This is a genomic window from Ruegeria sp. AP11, assembly GCF_056535865.1.
The window spans coordinates 1612366-1629499 of the sequence record NZ_JBQFJB010000001.1 but is presented as its reverse complement, the minus strand read 5'-3'; the positions used below and the strand labels follow the sequence as shown (position 1 = coordinate 1629499).

Here is a 17134-nt window from a genome sequence, read left to right as displayed (position 1 = left end):
CAGAAAACCGGTTCGCACGGGACAATCAGGGCAGACATCACTATTGGATAACCGCATTTTCCCAGGCCGAGATGAACTTTCTGCGTTTGAGATCATCCAGATAGGTCAGCAAAGCCGGGTTCAGGCCGATCGCCTCCTGCTCGCCCTCACCCGATTGCGAAAGTACAGGCAGCGGCGTCGTCTTGGGGGATTGCGCCATACCGGTTATCAGGGAGCGAACAAACAACTCAGCAACATCGGGTTGCTGCGTGGCATCAAGGGCCATGACGGTGCGCATCATCGTGGTTTGAAAATCAGACGGTAATACGATCTCAAGCGTGTCCTTGCCTTCGGCCTGAACCGCCGCATAGCTGCCCAGCACGTTATAGGCGACCAGTATTGTCCCGTCTGCGAGGTCGCGGATCATGTCGCCGGAACAGCAATACAACCGGACACCCAGACTGCCCATCACCTCCATCAGGCGCCAATAGGTTTCTGACGCGCGGGCATCTTGCGTGGCGAACAGATAACCCAGTCCGGATTGGCGCACATCATAGGTTCCGACCTTGCCACGAAACGTCTCGGGCCGTTCGCGCAGCGCTTCGATCAGGCCCTGACGTGTTTGCGGAACAGGCTGATCCGCAAAGGCGGCCCGATTGACCACAATGGTGGCAGGTTCAGAGGTGAAGGCGAACAGGCTGTCGTGCCACTGCGCCCATGCGGGGACGGGCATACCGTCCAGCGGCAGCGCGTAACCGTCATTGGCCAGTTTCAACTGCAGATCCATCGCGCTTGAGATGACGACATCGAACTCTTGGGGTGTTGCGCGCACGCGTTCATAGATATCTGCAGTGCCAGACACCAAATATTCGACACTAATCTGGGGATTCTCTACGATAAATGCTTCGATGAACGGCGCGAACAGAATGGTGTCGGTGCTGGAAATGACGCGCAACGGTACGCCATCGGCACTGTCATTGAACAGTTGACGATCCTCCCAGTCCTCGGCTGTTCCCACATGCGGCAGCAGCAACAGGATCAGAGCGATAAGATAACGCATGCGCCGCCCTCTGGTTGGTTGGTCAGAACAAGCGCACCGCCATGCGCGGTTGCCACGTCCTGCACGATGGTCAGCCCAAGGCCCGAGCCGATGGTCCCAGCGGCGTTCTGGCCGCGCTCAAACCGGCGGGTCAGCATGCCAATCTCATCGGGCGGAAACCCGGGGCCCGAGTCCATGACGCTGATCTGAATCTGAGGGTTCGCCGAGACATTGATCTCGACCGTGCTGTCGGGGGGTGCGTATTTCAACGCGTTGTCGACCATGTTGCGCACCGCATTCTGCAGCAGGATCGGGTCGCCCGAATACCGCACAGAGGCATCGCCCGTCAGAGACAGTGACAGGTCTTTCATCTCGGCGATGGGCGTCAGGCGCTGCACAAGCTCTTGGGTCAGGGCGATAAGGTCAAGTTCCTCTCGTTCCAGATGATCAGCCCGGAAGGTGATCATGGCATGATCCAGCAATTGCCCCGCCGCACGAGAACTTTCGTCGATGGCTCGTACCATCGCACGCAAAGCTTCGCGGTTTTCCTTGCGTTCGACCCGCTGCAGGGTCGCCTCGGCATAGGACCGGACGGTTGCCAGAGGTGTCCGCACCCGGTGCGCCGCCTCGGCGATGAAATCCTCGGACTGGCTGAGCGACTGATCAAGCCGCCCCATCAGGGAATTCAGCGAAGACACCAAAGGTGCCATTTCCTTGGGCACCGGTTTTCGGAATGGGCTCAGGTCCTGCGGACCGCGACGGGTCACCGATGTCGTCAGCTTGTTTAGCTGCCCGATGGTTGCGGTTGTGACCCAGAAAGACAGGGCTGCTGTCAGCACAAAAAACCCGATCCCAAGAAACGCCGCATTGCGCGAAATCTGATCCAGCGTTTCCGCCAGCGCATCCTGCGTCTGCGCAAGCGCAACCTCGATCTCTGTCTGACGGCCCAGACCGACCAGAGTGCGGCTGGCGTTAACCTGACGAATGCGCTCGCCCCGCAGCTCGCCGGCGCCAAAGGTCCAGTTGCCATCGTTTGCGTCTTGAGCATGCTGAAGGTCCTCATATCCCGATATGAACGCGCCATCCTGAAAGATCGCATAGAAAACCCGGTCATCCGATGGGGTCGCCAGCATGGAAAATGCGGCATAAGGGATATCGATCTCCAACTGCCCGTCGCGCAGCGCCGCCGCGTCGAGGATCGACGCCGCCGAGGCACCAAGGATGTTGTCCTGCCCCTGCTGCGCCACTTGTGCTGCATAATTTCGGACCGCGAAGAACAATAGAACGGCCAGCAGCGCCGCGCCGCTGATCAGTGCCAGCACCAGACGATTTCTGAGCGATCCTGAAACTGCCGGGCTAACCGTCATGGTCCAGCCTGTAGCCCAACCCGCGCAGGGTGGTGATTTTCAACTCGGACTTTTCAAGGTGCTTGCGCAACCGGCCCACATAGACCTCGATCGCGTTGTCCGAGACGTTGTCGTCGTAAGAAAACAACCTGTCGGCCAGCTTCTGTTTCGAAAAGACCTGACCGGGGGCGTTGATAAAAAGCTCCATCATCCGCAGCTCGCGATTGCGCAGGGATATCGTTTCGCCCCGGACGCTCAGATGACCGGCCACCGGGTCGAACACGATCCCGCCAACCTCGATCCGTGACCTGGCGATACCGGATTTGCGGCGCAGGACAGCGCGGCAGCGGGCCTCAAGCTCGGCGTGATCAAAGGGTTTGGTCACATAATCATCCGCCCCCAGATCCAGCGATCCGATTCGATCCGAAACCTGACTGCGCGCGGTCAGAACGATGACCGGAGTGTCTGGATCACGGGCCCGGTGACGTTGCAGAAAGTCCCGCCCGTCGCCATCGGGCAGCATGATGTCCAGCAGGATCAGATCATATTCTTCGATATCGGCATAAGCCGTCGCATCGTCCAATTTCGCTGCGTGATCAACAACATGGCCGTCCTGACGCATACGTGTACACATGGCGTTTGCAAGATCCAGGTTATCTTCGACCAAAAGGAATTTCATGAGGGCCGGGGCGTATCCTAACGCGTGACAGGTTGATGTCAGGTTCGTGTGTTTAAACTTCGGAGTAATCTGAGCCGCCCCGCGGCCGGATGTCAAATGGGAGGACATCATGACTACATTCACACTGGGCCGTCGCGCCCTGATCGCAGCGGTGGCTGCTATTGGCCTGACCGGACCTGCACTGGCGCAGGATCAGGTGATGGACAGCATCCACTTTCTGATCCCCGGCGGCGCTGGCGGCGGCTGGGACGGCACCGCGCGCGGCACCGGAGAGGCCCTGACCAACGCAGGGCTGGTCGGCACCGCTTCTTACGAGAACATGTCAGGCGGCGGTGGCGGTAAGGCCATCGGCTATCTGATCGAAAACGCCGACAGCAACCATGGAACCCTGATGGTGAACTCAACGCCCATCGTGATCCGGTCGCTGACAGGCGTGTTCCCGCATAACTTCCGCGACCTGACCCTGGTGTCGGGCACCATCGGCGACTATGCGGCCATCGTAGTTGGCAAGGACAGCTCGATCAACTCGATGGCAGATCTGCTGGCAGCTTATGACGCGGATCCGGGTGCCACCGCAATCGGCGGCGGCTCGGTCCCGGGCGGCATGGACCATCTAGTTGCGGCCATGGTGATGGAAGCGGCTGGCAAGGACGCGCTGGGCGTCAAATACATCCCCTATGATGCGGGCGGAAAAGCCATGGCGGCGCTGCTGTCCGGCGAAATCGCGGCCCTGTCGACCGGTTTCTCGGAGGCGGTCGATCTGGCCAATCAGGGTGAGGTGAAGATCATCGGCGTCACCGCCGAAGAGCGTGTGGATGCAGCACCCGATGCCCAGACCATGAAGGAACAGGGGATCGACACCACCTTCGTCAACTGGCGCGGGTTCTTCGCCGCCCCCGGACTGCCCGAAGACAAGCTGGCCGCATATCAGGACGCCATCACCAAGATGTACGACACGCCCGAATGGGAAGAGGTGCGCGCCCGCAATGGTTGGGTGAACATCCACAACTCGGGCGCTGATTTTGAGGCTTTCCTCGAAGATCAGGAAAAGCAGATCAGCGATCTGATGAAGAAACTGGGCTTCCTCTAAAGGCGGCTTTGGCAGAGCGGACAACCGCTCTGCCCCCACAAACAACCACAATATGGGAGGGGACGCCATGGCGCTGGATCGCTGGATCGCGCTTGTTCTGCTGGGGATTTGTCTGACCTATGGCTATGCGGCCTGGTTCACCATGGACGGCAGCCTGCCCCCTTTCATGCAACGAAACCCGATATGGCCCAGCACCTTCCCCAAGGTTCTGTCCATTCTGGGGATCATCGCCACAACAATCATCCTGCTGGGCTTTGAGAAGAGCGAGTTGAAAGAGGCAGAGATCGATTACCGACGTCTGGGCGAATACCATCTGGGCCAGGCGGTTTCGCTGCTTGTATTGATGGTCGTCTACGCCTTGTGCCTGCGCCCGGTCGGCTTTCTGATCGCAACCTCGGCCTTCCTGATCATCGGGTCCTACATTCTGGGTGAGCGCAAGTGGCATATCATGCTGCCCGTCGCCCTGATCGCGACCGGATCAGTCTGGTATCTGGTTCAGCAAGTTCTTGGAATTTACATGCGCCCCCTGCCGGGCATTTTCGGAGGCTGACATGCTCGAAGGACTTCTGATTGGCCTGCAAACGGCATTCTCACTCCAAAACCTACTGATGGTGGTAGCGGGCTGCCTGATCGGCACGTTTATCGGCATGTTGCCCGGACTGGGTCCGATGTCGATTATCGCGATCATGATCCCGGTGGCGATTTCGATGGGCGACCCCTCGGCGGCGCTGATCCTGTTGGCCGGGGTTTATTACGGCGCGATTTTCGGGGGGTCGACCTCGTCCATCCTGCTGAACGCGCCGGGGGTCGCAGGTACTGTGGCCTCAAGCTTTGACGGCTATCCGATGGCGCGGCAAGGTAAGGCCGGTAAGGCGCTGACCATTGCCGCAATTGCCAGTTTCGCCGGTGGTACGCTGGGTGCGATCCTTTTGATGGTATTCGCCCCCGCCCTGTCCTCGGTCGCGCTGTTGTTCCATTCCGCCGAATATTTCGCGCTGATGGTTGTCGGCCTGTCTGCCATCGCCGCCTTCGCGGGTTCGGGTCAGGTGGCCAAGGCGCTGATCATGACCATCCTCGGCCTGATCATGGCCACCGTTGGCGAGGGTGCGCTGTTCAACCTGCCGCGCTTCACCATGGGCATCATGGACCTGCAATCCGGTTTTGGCTTCATCACACTGGCGATGGCAATGTTCGCCCTGCCCGAGGCGCTGTTCCTTGTCCTTAAGCCCAAGGACCTGCAGGGGGATGACGGTGAAATCAAAGACCTGCGCATCACGAAAGAAGAGGCGAAAGCCATCGCGCCGGTCATAGGACGCCAGTCAACGCAGGGCTTCTTCATCGGCGTCCTGCCGGGTGCCGGCGCGACCATCGCCAGCTTTCTCGGTTATGCGGTCGAGCGCAACATTGCCCCAAAAGAAGAGCAAGAAGAGTTCGGCAAGGGGTCGATCAAAGGCCTTGCCGCGCCTGAGGCTGCGAATAACGCGGCCTGTACCGGGTCTTTTGTGCCTCTGCTGACTCTGGGTATTCCCGGTTCCGGCACCACCGCCATCCTGCTTGGTGCGCTGATCGCTCTGAACGTCACACCGGGCCCGCGCCTGATGATTGATGAGCCGCAGATTTTCTGGGCAGTCATCATGTCGATGTTCATAGGCAACCTGGTTCTGCTGATCCTGAACCTGCCGCTGATCCCCTACATCGCCAAAGTGCTGGCCGTTCCGCGCAACTATCTGATCCCGTTCATCCTGTTCTTCACCCTGATGGGGGCCTATATCGGCCAGAACAACGCCACCGAACTGTTGATACTGGTCGGCTTCGGGGTCTGTGCGACGGCGCTGAAATTCGCGGATTACCCGCTCGCCCCCTTGCTGATCGGTTTTATCCTTGGCGGCATGATGGAGGACAATTTCGCGCGCTCCATGCAGCTTTATGACGGTATCGCGTTTATCTGGGAACGTCCGATGACGCTGGGCCTGCTGGTCATTGCAGTGCTGCTGGTTCTGCTGCCAAGCTACCGCGCACGTCGCGCACGGGCACGGGCGACCGGGATCGCAGATGGCGACTGAGCCACTTTCAGGGGTCCGCGTCCTTGACCTGACCAATGTTCTGGCGGGCCCCTATTGTTGCTATCAACTGGCGCTGATGGGCGCCGAAGTCATTAAGGTCGAACGCCCCGGCAGCGGTGATCTGGCCCGTGTGCTGGGCGCGGACCCCAAGCGCAACAAGGCCGGAATGGGTATCAGCTTTCTAGCGCAGAATGCCGACAAGAATTCGGTCACTCTGAACCTGAAGGCCGCGCAGGGCAAGGAGCTGCTCAAAAAGCTGGTGCGAACTGCCGACGTTCTGGTCGAGAACTTTCGCCCCGGCGTGATGGAACGGCTGGGGCTGGGTTATGAGGCATTGCGCGATAAAAACCCCAACCTGATCTATTGCGCGATCAGCGGCTTCGGTCAGACCGGGCCGCGCCGCGACGATCCGGCTTATGACCAGATTGTTCAGGGCCTAAGCGGCGCTATGTCGATCACTGGCGCGCCCGATACGGCACCTTACCGGGTTGGCTATCCTCTGGCCGATACGGTTGGCGGGTTGACTGCAGCCTTTGCGATCAGCGCGGCGCTGAACGCCAATCCGCGCGGAGCATTTCTGGACATTGCCATGACCGAAGCCGTTGTCTCGACCATGGGATGGGTCGTGTCGAACTATCTTCTGGGGGATGTTCTGCCGGGTGCCCATGGCAACGAAAACACCACCTCGGCCCCTTCGGGAACCTTTGCCACATCTGACAGCCCAATCAACATTGCGGCCAATCGGGATGAGCAATGGCAAGCTTTGGCAAAACATCTGGGCCGCGCCGATTTGCTGACCCATCCCGACTATGAAACCCGCGAAGATCGCAAGCAAAACCGTCATGCCCTGAGGCACGAGCTTGAGCGCACGCTGACCACCCGTCCCTCCGCTGACTGGGTCCGTGAACTGAACGCGCTTGGCGTTCCAACAGGGCCGGTGTTGACGGTACCACAGGCTTTGTCGGACGCGCAACTGGCCGGGCGGGGACTGATTGGTGCCCTTTCCGTGCACGGTGAAGACATGCGTCTTACGGGTAGTCCGGTGGTCATGGATGGTGCGCGCAGGATGCCACAGACCGCCCCACCCCCGCTCGGAGCCGACAATGCGGCGATCTGGTCCGAGCTTGGCTTGTCGGACGCCGATATCGATGTCCTGAAACATGAGGGAATTATATGAGTGAGGCTGTCGTGGCGTGTTAAGCCCGCTTCTCGTCCTCAACCTCAACCGGCTCAGCCTGCACCTCGATCACCTCTTCCGCCTCCGGCTCTTCGGCGTCTCCCGGTTCTTCTTCGACTTCAGACTGATCCTCAAGCGCGCCGACAATCAACGGCAACATATGCACACCCGTCGCGCTGGCGATTTCAGGTGTCTGCGGCGTTTGCCAGCTGAGCGTATCGAAGCTGCCACAGTTCTGACAGACCGGACCCCATTCGGGCTGAATGTCATGACAATTGTCACAAACCCATTGCGGCCCGCGCGGCGCGTTCAGCGCCTTGGCCAGCCATCCCTGCACCACCGCGTCCGAGGCACCTTCGCCCCGTTCAATCGCCGCCATCAACGTATAGGCACGTGCATCGCCCTGCGTTTCAACCACATCGCCCAGCGCACGACGCGCCTCGGGGAAGTCTTCGGCCACGATGTTCAGTTCTGCCACGATCAGGCGGGTTTCCATGTTTTCCGGGTGAATGCGCGTCAGCGCTGTGAAACGCTTGATCCGCTGCTCCGGCGATTCCTCGGGCGCAATCTCGGCAAAGGCATGGGCCAGATCAGGATGCGGCTGCACCTCCCACGCTTTCTTCAGGATCTTGGTCGCCGCACGCGCCTTACCCTTTTCGATATAGGCCCGTGCCGCCATCGCCGCGGCAGGCACCAGATCAGGTGACAAGCGGTTGGCTTCGATCGCGTGCTCTTGCTGTTCGACAGTAGCACCTTCTGCCAGAATCTCCTTGGCCTCCGACAGCGCCAGAACCGCATCACGCCGTTTGAACACATCGCGCGGCAAATGGCCCGCTTTCAGCTTCGAGGTCAAAGTCGAGCGCGCGCCGGCCCAATCCTGCGCCTTGGTCTGCAGGTTCAACAGGATATCCTGCGTCTCTTCATGGCGGGGTTTCAGCGCCAGCGCCTTTTCGGCCAGCTTGCGCGCGGTGTCGTCATCACCTGAGGCGAGCTTTTGCTTCATGATCCCGCGCACACCCACGAACCGGGTTGCGTTGTTGGTCACCAGTTTCTTGTAGGTCTCTTCCGCCTTCTTGGTGTCGCCGGTCATCTCGGCGGCCTGCGCCACCAGAAGGTTGGTCAATTCGGGCTTGTTCAACAGCTTCTCGGCCTTGCTGGCCTTGGTCATCGCCACACGCCCTTCGCCCGAGGCCAGCGCCATCAGCCCATCAGCCAGCGCCTGATAGCCGCGCCGCTCGCGGCTGCGGTCGAAATATCGCGACAGGGCGGTTTCATCGCCGTTGAGGAATTTCAGCGTCGCCACCAGCAGCGTCAGCAGCTTGAAGAACAGCCAGACCGCAAACACCAGCACGCCCAGCGCGATCACCGATTGCAGCGGCCCCAGCGTGTATTCGGTGCCCGCGACGGTGATCTGCACCCCGCCGCTGGTTTCCATCAGATACCCGGCGCCTATGGCCAGCAGGCCGATAATCGCAACAAAAACAAGGATCTTTAACAATGACCACAGCATGGCAGGTCCTTCAGTTCGAGTTCAGGCTAGACGCCAGCGTATTCGCAGCTTCAACAGCCGAAAGCCGCGTTTGTGCCGCCTGCGTCCAATCCGCCAACGCGGTCTGCGCCGCTTCGGGCAAAGAGTTCAAATCGCTCAGCGCTTTGGACAGATCACCATCCGCAAGCGCCGCCTGGGCACGCGACAAGATGGCATCCGGGTCGTCGCCCTCTTGCGGTGTCACCGAGCGGGCGCCGGTCTGGCGCTGCAGGAACGCAACCAGTCCTGTGCCCTTATCCGCATCGCGGGCATCCGCCAACGCCGAGCGCGCAGCCGGCGCGAAAGAGGCCCGCAGGGCCGAGAGCGTTTCAACCCCGTTATCGGCAGCTGCGGCCAGCGCCTCAGGTATTTCAACGCCACCTGCTTTCAGCTCGCTGACCAGTTCTGAATAGGGCTGGCCTGCGTCCAACTGGCCATGCAACCGCGACAGGATTGCGGCATTGGTCGCCGCACGCGCCTCGGCCGAGGCTTTGGCCTCAAGCGCCTGTGCATCTGCAACCATCTTTTCTACTTCGCTGCGCTGTGCCGCCAGCGAGTCCTGAAGTTTTTTCAGTTCAGCCTCAAAGGCGGCGGCGGTTTCAGGCGAAACGCCAGCCTCGATCGGATTCGCTTCAAGTGCCGAGAGCCGGTCGCCCAACGGTCCGACCTGACCGGACAGCGAATCGACGCTGGATTTGACCGTGCTCAGTTCGTTTTCAACAGGCGAAAGCTTGTCCGAAAGCGCCTTGATCTGATCCGTCAGACCCGAGATATCCGGGCTGTCGCTCAGGGATTTGGCCAGTTTGGCAATCTGGTCCGATTGATCCGTCAGCTTGGCCTCAAGCGCGGCAATAGCATCTGAGCTGTCCGTCCCCTTTGGCGAAAGCCCGCCATTGCCCACGACAAACCCGATCCCCGCAGCCACAACTCCACCGATCAGAGCGGGAATAAACCCGCCGCGTTTTTCGACGGTGCGCTCGATCACTTTCTCTTCGACGGCTTCGGCTTCGGCTTCGGCTTCGGCTTCGGCTTCGGCTTCGGCTTCGGCTTCGGCTTCGGCTTCGGCTTCGGCTTCGGCTTCGGCTTCGGCTTCGGCTTCGGCTTCGGCTTCGGCTTCGGCTTCGGCTTCGGCTTCGGCTTCGGCTTCGGCTTCGGCTTCGGAAGTCACCTCGTCTGCTGGGCTCTCGGCGTCAACGGGATTGTCATCCGAAACAGCCGTGCTCTCGGCATCGGTGGCCTCTGCCACTTCTTCGACACTGGGGTCTTCGACCGGTTCCTGATCGGGTTTTTTCTTATCAGCCACCGCCTTATTCCCCTTATCGATTCCAAATACACATGAACAACAGACCCACCCAAGTTAATCCGCACCCGGCGCGCCCTCAACCCGCATCGCATGTTTCACAAGTTTTTTAACGGCTTTCTGCATTTTGTCCGGGTTCGGTTCACTTGCAATCTTCAACCGTTCGAAAGCCAAGGATTTAAGGGGTTCCGCCGCTGCCTCGCTGATCGCCGCCAGCCAAAGGGGGGCTGATCCTGCCCAGACATCGGCAAAATGTCGCGCCGAGCGGGGCGAGAAAAGCGGCGCTATGACCGGTTGGTCCCCCTCGGCGGCCAAAGATGCCTCATCGCTCAACGGCAGCAGGTGCTGCTGGTAAACCGGTTGTTCGCGGGTGGTCAGGCCCGAGCCGGTCAGCCGTTCGGCAATATTGCCGCGACTGTGTTCTCCGCGCAGATGCAGCAGCGGGCTGCGCGGCCTGAGACGCAGCAGGCTGGCGATCAGTTCCTCGGCGGTTGCGCCTGCCATTTGGGCCCTCCAACCGGCGGAGCTGGCGGTTTCGGTTGTCGCCGGGCCCACGCACCAGGCAGGCAAATCCCGATCCACATTCAGTGCCGCTGCTGCGTTGACACCGTTGGCCGAGGTAAAGATCAAGCCTCCGACATCGTGGGTTTCAACCGGAACCGCCAGGGGTTTGATCTCCAACAACGGTGAAATGAGGGGCGTGACCCGCGATCTGACGCGGTCCGGCAGTTGCGCGACAAACCTGTCAGAGGCGGCGCGAGGGCGGATCATCAACAAATACAACTATCGGCGCCTTCGGCCTTGGGATTGTTTGCATCTGCGCAGGGTGATACCCCGCTTGCCAATCATGATGCAACGGATCGGACCAATGGTGCAAACACTTACAGTCCTGGGACTGGAAAGCAGCTGCGACGATACAGCCGCAGCAGTCGTGCGCCAGAGCCGGGGTGCGCTGCCTCAGATCCTGTCTTCGGTCGTGCATGGGCAGACCGACCTGCACAGCGCCTATGGAGGTGTGGTTCCTGAGATCGCGGCGCGGGCACATGCGGAAAAGCTGGATATCTGCGTTATACAGGCTCTAACACAGGCTAATATTGACCTTGGTGATCTGGACGCTGTCGCCGTCACCGCCGGGCCCGGCCTGATCGGGGGGGTGATGTCGGGCGTCATGTGTGCCAAAGGTCTGAGCGCCGCAACCGGCCTGCCGCTGGTCGGTGTGAACCATCTGGCAGGTCACGCTTTGACCCCGCGCCTGACCGACGGCATTGCATTTCCCTATCTCATGCTGCTGGTGTCAGGCGGGCATTGCCAATACCTGATCGCTCATGGCCCGGACCACTTCACGCGATTGGGCGGCACCATCGATGATGCACCCGGCGAGGCGTTCGACAAAACGGCGCGCCTGTTGGGTCTGCCTCAGCCGGGTGGACCATCCGTCGAGGCCGAAGCCCGAACCGGAGATCCAAAGCGGATTCGCTTCCCACGGCCTCTGCTGGATCGCCCCGGTTGCGATCTGTCGTTTTCCGGGCTCAAGACCGCGCTGATGCGGATGCGGGACCAGATCGTGACTGAGAAGGGCGGCCTGACCCGGCAAGACCGGGCCGATCTGTGCGCAGGATTTCAGCAGGCCATCGTGGATACCCTGGCCGAGAAAACCCGACGCGCGATTGCGCTTTATCTTGAGCAGGCCCCTTCAGATCCGGTCATTGCCGTGGCCGGAGGCGTGGCGGCCAATACCGCGATTCGTGCTGCGTTAGAGACTGTTTCGTCAGAAAACGGAGCCCGATTTACGGCCCCGCCTCTAGCCTTGTGCACCGATAACGCCGCGATGATCGCTTATGCAGGGATCGAGCGGTTTCGCACCGGCGCGCGGGATGGGCTGGACCTGACCGCCCGGCCCCGCTGGCCACTGGACCAGACCAGCCCGGCGATGCTGGGCAGTGGCAAAAAAGGGGCCAAGGCATGAGCGTTTCTGTTCTGGGATCGGGGGCGTTTGGCACGGCTCTGGCAATCTCGCTTGCCGGCAACGGACCCGTCACCCTGTGGGCCCGCGACACGGAACATGCACAAGCGATGGCTGCGAATCGCGAGAACAGGGCGCGGCTGCCGGGCGTCCCTCTGCCGGATGCGATCCGCGTGACATCTGACATGCAGGACGCCGCGCAGAGTGACGTTCTGCTCATGGCCGTTCCGATGCAAAAGCTGCGCGCGGCGCTGCAAGGTCACACCGATACACTCTCGGGCAAGACTCTTGTGGCTTGTTGCAAGGGGATCGAGCAATCCTCGGGGCTTGGGCCAATCTCGGTGATCACCCAGACAATCCCGGATGCGCATCCGGCGTTGTTGACCGGCCCCAGTTTTGCCGACGATATCGCCCGGGGGCTGCCGACTGCCTTGACGCTTGCCTGTGCGGATGTCGCATTGGGCGCTTCCCTTCAGCAAGAGCTGACAACCGCCAATCTGCGCCTCTATCGCACCTCCGACACGGTTGGGGCCGAGCTTGGCGGCGCGTTGAAGAACGTCATGGCGATCGGATGCGGGGCCGCAATTGGGGCGGGCCTTGGCGACAGCGCCCGGGCCGCCCTGATTACACGCGGATTTGCTGAAATGCAGCGCTTTGCGGCCCTGCGCGGTGCCCAGCCGGAGACGTTGATGGGGCTGTCCGGATTGGGTGATCTGGTCCTGACATGCTCATCCGAATTGTCCAGAAATTACCGTTTTGGCCTGTCTTTGGGTCTAAATCAGCCCTTTGACACTGCGACCACCGTCGAAGGTGTCGCCACCGCGCAAGCCATGTCAGACATCGCCGCCTCTGAGGGGTTGGATATGCCTATCAGTACGACAGTGGCGAAACTCAGCAGCGGCGCCTACAGTGTGACCGACGCGATTCAGGCCCTGCTGGGTCGCCCACTCAAGGAGGAATAAAATGCTCATCGCCCTGATCGCCCGAGATAAACCCGGTGCGTTGCAGACCCGGCTGGACAATCGCGCCGCTCATCTGGCCTATATCGAGGAAACCGGCGTTGTGGCGCAGGCCGGGCCGCTGCTGGATGGCGATGCCATGATCGGCTCTCTGGTCATTCTCGAGGTCGAAGATCTGGCCGCTGCGCAGGGCTGGGCCGACAATGATCCCTATGCCAAGGCGGGGCTGTTCCAATCGGTTGAGCTGATCCCGTGGAAGAAGGTCATAGGCTGATGGCGTACTGGCTGTTCAAATCCGAACCCTCGACCTGGAGCTGGGACCAGCAGGTTGCCAAGGGCGATGCGGGTGAGGAATGGGATGGCGTCCGCAACTATCAGGCGCGCAATTTCATGCGTCAGATGCAGGTCGGGGATCGCGGGTTCTTTTACCATTCGCAGAAAGACAAGGCGATTGTCGGCATTGTCGAAGTCTGTGCCGCGGCACATCCCGACAGCACCACCGATGATGAACGCTGGGAATGCGTGGATATCAAGGCGGTGCGCCCGTTCACCATGCCCGTCTCGCTGGATCAGATCAAGGCCGAAGGGCGATTGGATGAGATGGTGCTGGTCAAAAACTCGCGCCTTTCGGTGCAGCCCGTCAGTGATGCGGAATGGGCGTTGATCTGCGCCATGGGCGAAACTGCGGCGGACTAGGAAAGCAGCAGATAAAGGGGAAGGCCCTGACAGTGCAGAACCCTCCCTACCCCACGTGCTCCCAACTCACCACACGTGTATAGAATTCTCTGGTTCTGACCGTCCTGGTCACAGGTTCACCCTAGCCGAATTTCGACCTGCGTTTCAAACGCCAAGTCCTTAAATTACGTCTCAAATACAAAACGCCCGCCGGGTTCGACGGGCGCTCCAAATCTGGTGCCGGGCTCAACCGTAGACGGATTCTTTGCCGAAATGCTTGGTCAGCATGTAATAAACGACGGCGCGGTACTTGTTACGCTCGGACATGCCATAGGTTTCCATGGCCTTGTTGATCGCCTCCATCAGTTCCGGACCGTCGGACAGGCCCAGCTTTTTGATCAGGAAGTTGTTCTTGACCGTCTCAAGCTCACCTTCCTGGCTGGCTGCCACTGTCGATGCGTCGGCATCATAGATGGCCGGACCGCAGCCGATGGTGACCTTGGTCAGCAGGTCCATATCAGCATCGATGCCGCATTTGGATTTCAGATCCTCGGCATATTTGGCGATCAGTTCGTCGCGTTTTCCCATTAAGCAGTCTCCCGTAAAAACAGATGTTGCGGCGTTATGTTCAAATCCTTGAAACAGGTGCCCGCAGCCTAGCCATATGAAGACAGCGGACAAAGGGAAAAATCCCGTACATTCCCCGTAAGCGGATTTGGCCGTTGGCTGATTGTTACCGGCAATAGCCCCAGCCGGGGCCCTGCAGGTGGAAGTGATCGGCATGCAGGCGGTTGAAGTTAGGGCCAAGCACCACACGGAACCAGTCACAGGCACCCTGCCCGATCCGGTGCAGAAACTCTGCTTCGGGGCCGGGCGTGGACCAGTCATCAATCAGCATAAGGCTCCGCCCATCCCCCAGTTCCACCCCCACAATGTCGATCGAATCTGCGGTGGCATGGCTGCTCCAGCCGTTGCGCGCGCCCTGTGCGGTACGCATTCGTCGGCAGTTATAACTGCCGATGTGCCGCAACGACCGCACGTCGGTGCCCAGAATATCCCGTGCGGCAGGCTGCACCACATGGTGTTCCCACATGGCCAGACGCAGAGAGGTGGTGCAGCGGGTCTCGACCCGTCGAATATTGGCAGTCACCAGTCCAGTCAGCACACCCCGACCGGCGATACCGCAGTTCTGGTCGACGACCATATCCTCCAATTCAGTGAACCCGACCCCCGCGCCGGACAAAGCTGCCCGACACTGTGCTTCATCCGCCAGCGCTCGGTTCAACTGGAGTGCAGTCACCGGTGTCACCGGGGCCGTCACGCGCAGGTCGCGCAACGGATTCCAGTGCGCCGGCACCGGGGATTGCGGATGCGCCAACAGCCAGTAGCCACCAGCGCCAACGACAAACAGAAAAACAAGAAGCGAAAAAAAGGACGCCGCCAGCTGCGAAAACCGGCGGCGTCCAGAGGGTTCGGTCATACCCGGTTCCGCGATCAGTAGCGGTAGTGCTCGGGCTTATAGGGGCCTTCGGGTTTCACCCCGATATAGGCCGCCTGTTCGCTGTCCATCTGGGTCAGCTTCACGCCGATCCGGTCCAGATGCAGACGAGCGACTTTTTCGTCCAGATGCTTGGGCAGGATGTAGACTTCGTTCTCGTATTCATCGCCCTTGGTGAACAGCTCGATCTGCGCCAGAACCTGGTTGGTGAAGGATGCCGACATCACGAACGAAGGGTGCCCGGTGGCGTTGCCGAGGTTCAGCAGGCGGCCTTCGGACAGCAAGATCAGACGATTGCCCGAGGGCATCTCGATCATATCAACCTGTTCCTTGATGTTGGTCCACTTGTGGTTTTTCAGGCTGGCCACCTGAATTTCGTTGTCGAAGTGACCGATATTACCAACGATGGCCATGTCCTTCATCTCGCGCATATGCTCGATGCGGATCACGTCCTTGTTGCCGGTGGTGGTGATGAAGATATCGGCGCTGGCAACTTCGTCTTCCAGCAGGGTGACTTCGAACCCGTCCATGGCCGCCTGCAGCGCGCAGATCGGGTCAACTTCGGTGACTTTCACACGGGCACCTGCGCCGCGCAGCGAGGCCGCCGAGCCTTTGCCCACGTCACCATAGCCGCAAACCACAGCGACCTTACCGGCCATCATGGTGTCGGTGGCGCGGCGGATACCGTCGACCAGCGATTCCTTACAACCGTATTTGTTGTCGAATTTCGACTTGGTGACCGAGTCATTCACGTTGATCGCCGGGAACGGCAGGTGGCCGTCTTTCACCAGCTGATACAGGCGGTTCACACCGGTGGTGGTTTCCTCGGACACGCCCTGAATCTGGTCACGCATCTTGGTGAACCAGCCGGGGCTCGCTTCCATGCGCTTGGCGATTTGGGCCTTGATCACCTCTTCCTCTTCCGAACCGGGAACGGGGATGATGTCCTCACCCGCTTCGGCACGAGCACCCAGCAGGATATACAGGGTGGCGTCGCCGCCATCGTCCAGGATCATGTTCGGGCCTTCGTCGAACAGGAAGGACTTGTCCAGGTAATCCCAGTGCTCTTCCAGCGTCTGGCCTTTGATGGCGAAGACCGGAATGCCGGCCTCGGCAATCGCCGCCGCGGCGTGATCCTGGGTCGAGAAGATGTTGCACGACGCCCAGCGCACATCCGCGCCAAGCGCGACCAGCGTTTCGATCAGAACGGCTGTCTGGATGGTCATATGCAGCGAACCGACAATGCGCGCGCCTTTCAACGGCTTAGCTTCGCCGTATTCGGCGCGCAGGGCCATCAGGCCCGGCATTTCCGTTTCTGCGATATCCAGTTCCTTGCGGCCGAACCCGGCCAGCGAAATGTCCTTAACGATATAGTCCCCGGCCATCAGGTGCTCCATTCCGGTAAATCTTGATCCGGGCTGCCCCTAGCATTCCTTTGGGCAGGTGGCAATGTGGATGGCCGGAAACGGGAATCTACGCCTTAAAAATCAGCTTGGCGTACCTTCAACCTTGATCTTCGGGATCGCTTGGAAAAAATCCGTACCAACGGCGACAATACAGCTGATGCCGTTGGCTTGCGTGACCAGAACGGTGTAACTTCCCGTTTCCTCTGAGGTCCAGACCTCCATCACAGACTGCGCACCCCGAGATTTCTGCAGGCCGCCAAAGGCCAATTCCTCGGCATAGTTATCCTGCAGTTTGGAAATCAGGTGCTCTCGTTCGGCACAGTTATTCTGAGCAAAGGCGGGCGGCGCAGTGGCAGCCATTCCAAAGGTCAGGGCGATTGCAAACAAACGCTTGAACATAGCAAGCTCCTTTCGATACGTGTTTCGTTTCGA

At 60.1% G+C, this 17134-nt stretch carries 18 protein-coding genes; 8 read left to right on the top strand and 10 right to left on the bottom strand.

Annotation, left to right across the window (positions count from 1 at the left end):
• Nucleotides 1-40: 40 nt before the first annotated feature.
• From ACR3E4_RS08415 to ACR3E4_RS08405, 3 genes are read right to left on the bottom strand one after another with little or no spacing between them, the layout of a single operon-like run.
• Nucleotides 41-1039, bottom strand: coding sequence for an ABC transporter substrate-binding protein (locus tag ACR3E4_RS08415; RefSeq protein ID WP_480535756.1), 999 nt, complete (start codon nucleotides 1037-1039; stop codon nucleotides 41-43).
• Complete coding sequence (locus tag ACR3E4_RS08410; protein WP_480535757.1) at nucleotides 1018-2385, bottom strand: sensor histidine kinase; 1368 nt, start codon at nucleotides 2383-2385, stop codon at nucleotides 1018-1020. The genes ACR3E4_RS08415 and ACR3E4_RS08410 overlap by 22 nt, the downstream gene beginning before the upstream one ends.
• The gene (locus tag ACR3E4_RS08405; RefSeq protein WP_480535759.1) at nucleotides 2375-3043 is read right to left on the bottom strand and encodes a response regulator transcription factor; all 669 of its coding nucleotides are present in this window, start codon (nucleotides 3041-3043) and stop codon (nucleotides 2375-2377) included. The genes ACR3E4_RS08410 and ACR3E4_RS08405 overlap by 11 nt, the downstream gene beginning before the upstream one ends.
• A gap of 109 nt (nucleotides 3044-3152) precedes the next feature.
• Between ACR3E4_RS08405 and ACR3E4_RS08400 the strand changes: the two genes are divergently transcribed.
• From ACR3E4_RS08400 to ACR3E4_RS08385, 4 genes are all read left to right on the top strand, one after another.
• On the top strand, nucleotides 3153-4133 hold the full coding sequence (locus ACR3E4_RS08400; RefSeq protein ID WP_480535761.1) for a Bug family tripartite tricarboxylate transporter substrate binding protein: 981 nt from the start codon (nucleotides 3153-3155) through the stop codon (nucleotides 4131-4133).
• A gap of 67 nt (nucleotides 4134-4200) precedes the next feature.
• On the top strand, nucleotides 4201-4683 hold the full coding sequence (locus ACR3E4_RS08395) for a tripartite tricarboxylate transporter TctB family protein (RefSeq protein ID WP_480535762.1): 483 nt from the start codon (nucleotides 4201-4203) through the stop codon (nucleotides 4681-4683).
• A gap of 1 nt (nucleotide 4684) precedes the next feature.
• Nucleotides 4685-6196: a tripartite tricarboxylate transporter permease gene (locus ACR3E4_RS08390; protein WP_480535763.1), complete on the top strand. Its 1512-nt coding sequence runs from the start codon at nucleotides 4685-4687 to the stop codon at nucleotides 6194-6196.
• Nucleotides 6186-7373: a CaiB/BaiF CoA transferase family protein gene (locus ACR3E4_RS08385; RefSeq protein ID WP_480535765.1), complete on the top strand. Its 1188-nt coding sequence runs from the start codon at nucleotides 6186-6188 to the stop codon at nucleotides 7371-7373. Before ACR3E4_RS08390 ends, ACR3E4_RS08385 begins: the two co-directional genes overlap by 11 nt.
• 19 nt (nucleotides 7374-7392) lie before the next feature.
• Here the strand turns inward: ACR3E4_RS08385 and ACR3E4_RS08380 are convergent, their stop codons facing one another.
• From ACR3E4_RS08380 to ACR3E4_RS08370, 3 genes are read right to left on the bottom strand one after another with little or no spacing between them, the layout of a single operon-like run.
• Entirely contained in the window at nucleotides 7393-8883 is a 1491-nt protein-coding gene (locus tag ACR3E4_RS08380; protein ID WP_480535767.1) for a heme biosynthesis HemY N-terminal domain-containing protein, read from the bottom strand.
• Nucleotides 8884-8893: 10 nt separating this feature from the next.
• The gene (locus ACR3E4_RS08375; RefSeq protein WP_480567074.1) at nucleotides 8894-10204 is read right to left on the bottom strand and encodes a COG4223 family protein; all 1311 of its coding nucleotides are present in this window, start codon (nucleotides 10202-10204) and stop codon (nucleotides 8894-8896) included.
• A gap of 54 nt (nucleotides 10205-10258) precedes the next feature.
• Nucleotides 10259-10972, bottom strand: coding sequence for a uroporphyrinogen-III synthase (locus tag ACR3E4_RS08370; RefSeq protein WP_480534838.1), 714 nt, complete (start codon nucleotides 10970-10972; stop codon nucleotides 10259-10261).
• A gap of 97 nt (nucleotides 10973-11069) precedes the next feature.
• Between ACR3E4_RS08370 and tsaD the strand changes: the two genes are divergently transcribed.
• From tsaD to ACR3E4_RS08350, 4 genes are read left to right on the top strand one after another with little or no spacing between them, the layout of a single operon-like run.
• The gene (gene tsaD / locus ACR3E4_RS08365; RefSeq protein WP_480534840.1) at nucleotides 11070-12167 is read left to right on the top strand and encodes a tRNA (adenosine(37)-N6)-threonylcarbamoyltransferase complex transferase subunit TsaD; all 1098 of its coding nucleotides are present in this window, start codon (nucleotides 11070-11072) and stop codon (nucleotides 12165-12167) included.
• Nucleotides 12164-13126 carry an NAD(P)H-dependent glycerol-3-phosphate dehydrogenase gene (locus tag ACR3E4_RS08360; RefSeq protein WP_480534842.1) on the top strand — a complete coding sequence of 321 codons (963 nt, stop codon included), beginning with the start codon at nucleotides 12164-12166 and terminating at the stop codon, nucleotides 13124-13126. The genes tsaD and ACR3E4_RS08360 overlap by 4 nt, the downstream gene beginning before the upstream one ends.
• Nucleotide 13127: 1 nt before the next feature.
• On the top strand, nucleotides 13128-13397 hold the full coding sequence (locus tag ACR3E4_RS08355; RefSeq protein WP_480534844.1) for a YciI family protein: 270 nt from the start codon (nucleotides 13128-13130) through the stop codon (nucleotides 13395-13397).
• Nucleotides 13397-13819 (top strand): EVE domain-containing protein, encoded by a 423-nt coding sequence (locus ACR3E4_RS08350; protein ID WP_480534846.1) that lies wholly within the window; start codon nucleotides 13397-13399, stop codon nucleotides 13817-13819. The genes ACR3E4_RS08355 and ACR3E4_RS08350 overlap by 1 nt, the downstream gene beginning before the upstream one ends.
• A 225-nt stretch (nucleotides 13820-14044) precedes the next feature.
• Here the strand turns inward: ACR3E4_RS08350 and ACR3E4_RS08345 are convergent, their stop codons facing one another.
• The 4 genes from ACR3E4_RS08345 to ACR3E4_RS08330 all read right to left on the bottom strand — a co-directional run bounded on the left by ACR3E4_RS08345 (nucleotide 14045) and on the right by ACR3E4_RS08330 (nucleotide 17101).
• The gene (locus tag ACR3E4_RS08345; RefSeq protein WP_480534848.1) at nucleotides 14045-14386 is read right to left on the bottom strand and encodes a DUF2853 family protein; all 342 of its coding nucleotides are present in this window, start codon (nucleotides 14384-14386) and stop codon (nucleotides 14045-14047) included.
• Between the two features lie 145 nt (nucleotides 14387-14531).
• Complete coding sequence (locus tag ACR3E4_RS08340) at nucleotides 14532-15278, bottom strand: extensin-like domain-containing protein (RefSeq protein ID WP_480534850.1); 747 nt, start codon at nucleotides 15276-15278, stop codon at nucleotides 14532-14534.
• Between the two features lie 14 nt (nucleotides 15279-15292).
• On the bottom strand, nucleotides 15293-16681 hold the full coding sequence (gene ahcY, locus ACR3E4_RS08335) for an adenosylhomocysteinase (RefSeq protein ID WP_480534852.1): 1389 nt from the start codon (nucleotides 16679-16681) through the stop codon (nucleotides 15293-15295).
• Nucleotides 16682-16783: 102 nt separating this feature from the next.
• On the bottom strand, nucleotides 16784-17101 hold the full coding sequence (locus ACR3E4_RS08330; protein WP_480534854.1) for a hypothetical protein: 318 nt from the start codon (nucleotides 17099-17101) through the stop codon (nucleotides 16784-16786).
• Nucleotides 17102-17134 lie beyond the last annotated feature (33 nt).